The 1,566-nt window shown below is 61.2% G+C and carries 2 protein-coding genes and 1 pseudogene; all 3 read right to left on the bottom strand.

Annotation, left to right across the window (positions count from 1 at the left end; all coding sequences use genetic code 11):
* Nucleotides 1–859, bottom strand: an 859-nt coding sequence (locus G560_RS0118085) for an IS66 family transposase (protein ID WP_022705679.1), incomplete at its 3' end; no start/stop codon positions are given.
* A 64-nt stretch (nt 860–923) separates the two neighbouring features.
* Entirely contained in the window at nt 924–1,277 is a 354-nt protein-coding gene (gene tnpB, locus G560_RS0118080) for an IS66 family insertion sequence element accessory protein TnpB (RefSeq protein WP_022705678.1), read from the bottom strand.
* Nucleotides 1,274–1,566: pseudogene (locus G560_RS21270) on the bottom strand (hypothetical protein); the annotation flags it as partial. The gene tnpB and the pseudogene G560_RS21270, both read right to left, overlap by 4 nt.

Here is a 1,566-nt window from a genome sequence, read left to right as displayed (position 1 = left end):
CCGTGGTCTCATCAACATAAAGCCGTGTGCTGTCCGTCATCAGCCGTTTGGCCATGTGGTCGACAACGGGGGCGATCAACGCGCCGGTCCTGCCCATCCAGTCGGCCAGCACCGAGCGGTCGATCGGCACCCCGAGCCGGGCCATGACCACGGCTTGCCGGTTCAGTGGCATGTGTTCGGAATGTTTAGAGACGGCGATCTGCGCCAGAAGCGCCTCTGTCGGCCAGCTTCCCTCCAGCAGGTGCGCCGGTGCCTTCGCCTGCACCACCCCCGCGCGCCCCTTGGGGCAGGCGTATTTCGGGCGGATGGAGACGATAACCTGATAGCTTGCTGGGATGTAATCCAGCCGTTCGCTCCGGTCCTCGCCGATCTTGATCATGTCGCCACAGCCGCAAGGGCAGATGATGCTGTCTGGCTCAATCACATGCTCGACGCGCGGCAGGCTTTGCGGCAATGCGCGGGCTTTGCGTGTCTTGCGCGGAGCCTTCTGCTCAGGGTCGGTCTCGCTGGCTGCCAGTCTTTCTTCAACGGCCTCGATTTGGGCCTGCGTTTCGGCGATGGCCGTCTCCAGATCTTCCAGCGCCAATTCCAGTTGCGCGGGGTCCAGCTTCTCGGATTTCGGCCCGAACTTGGTGCGCCGATAATCCTGAACCTGGCCTTCCAGCTTCTCGATCAGCTCTTTCAGCTCGGTGATGAATGCCTCTTTCTCGGCGACCACAGCCTGCTCGTGCTGGCGGGCTGCGCGCTCGACAGAGGCCTCAAATTTTGCATGCTCCAGCGCCTTCTGCTGCGCCGAGAAGGCTTGCACTACCTCGGGTGGAAGGTTTGGAAACTGGCTGAGATCGAAGGGCTGCGACATGAGCTTTCATACCAAATAACAGCAGGAAAGCCCAATAAAAAAACGCCAGAAACAACCAGGTGAGTCATCCTGCCGCAGTCGGCGGCAGCACCCGCTGCGCTATGACACGACGCCAATCTAGCCCTTCAAATAAAGCCTCAAACTGCGCCCGCGACAGCCGCATCACCCCGTCCTGAACCTTCGGCCAGGCAAAGCTGCCCTGCTCCAGAACCTTATATGTCAGCACCAGACCCGTTCCATCCCAAACCAGGATCTTCAGCCTGTCGCCACGCTTGGAACGGAACACAACTGTCACACCGGAATGCGGATCAAGCTTCAGTTCAGTCTGCACGATCAGCGCCAACGCATTGTGACCACAACGGAAGTCTACCGGCTTTGTCGCGATCAGGATCGGCAGACGTTGCCCCGCAATAATCACGATGCACCCCGCAGTGCCTGCACCAGGGCGGCCGCGCGGGCCACAGCTACATCGCCGGGAATGCGCAGCACTACATCAGGCCCGATCTGGATCGTCACGGCCCCCGGCGCGTCACAAGCCGCAGGCGCTGCAGGAACCAATGCGCTCTGCTTCGGCCCAGCGTCAGAAAGAAGCGCCAACGGAACAAAGAAGGGTTCGGGCGGCGGCGCTTTCATTCCCGATCCGTGCAGCGCGTCCATCAACTGCTCGGGCAGAGCCAGATGACCTTGCCGCGCATGACGGCGCCAAT

The organism is Pseudorhodobacter ferrugineus DSM 5888 (assembly GCF_000420745.1).
In the GTDB taxonomy this organism is placed as follows: Bacteria; Pseudomonadota; Alphaproteobacteria; order Rhodobacterales; family Rhodobacteraceae; genus Pseudorhodobacter; species Pseudorhodobacter ferrugineus.
Note: the sequence above shows the minus strand (reverse complement) of the source record. Positions and strands in the feature narration are given on the sequence as shown.